Below are 382 nucleotides of genomic sequence, written 5' to 3' on the forward strand. Positions count from 1 at the left end.
CTCCTCGGACGAGGCCGGGGCGGGCTGTGCGGGTGCCGCGGGGATCGGGGGACTGGAGTCCATGACCTCGGTCGGATCCTCGGCGGGAGGGGCGGGGATCGCCGAATCGACTGCTGCATGCACGCGGGGAATCTGGTGCGTCACGGGAGCGTCAGCGAGAGGTTCGGGGTGCGGGTAGTCCGCGGGGTTAACCTCGCCGTCGCGCTCGTAGCTGTTGGTCGCGGGGGCCGGCGGCGGGGGAGCCAACGGGAAGGACGCGGATGCAACCTCGGCGCTGTCCGTGGCATCGGTGACGGGCTCGACGCCCAGGGCGGCGAGGGACTCCGCCATCGACGTTCCATTGGGCGCCGGGATGGGATCCTCGTCGGGCGCGGGGATCGGG

The 382-nt window shown here is 72.8% G+C and carries 1 pseudogene; it reads right to left on the minus strand.

Features of this window, described 5'->3' with window-relative positions:
• A pseudogene (locus tag QP415_RS10880) lies at window positions 1-382 on the minus strand (hypothetical protein); the annotation flags it as partial.

This window comes from Pauljensenia sp. UMB3104 (genome assembly GCF_030217285.1).
In the GTDB taxonomy this organism is placed as follows: domain Bacteria; phylum Actinomycetota; class Actinomycetes; order Actinomycetales; family Actinomycetaceae; genus Pauljensenia.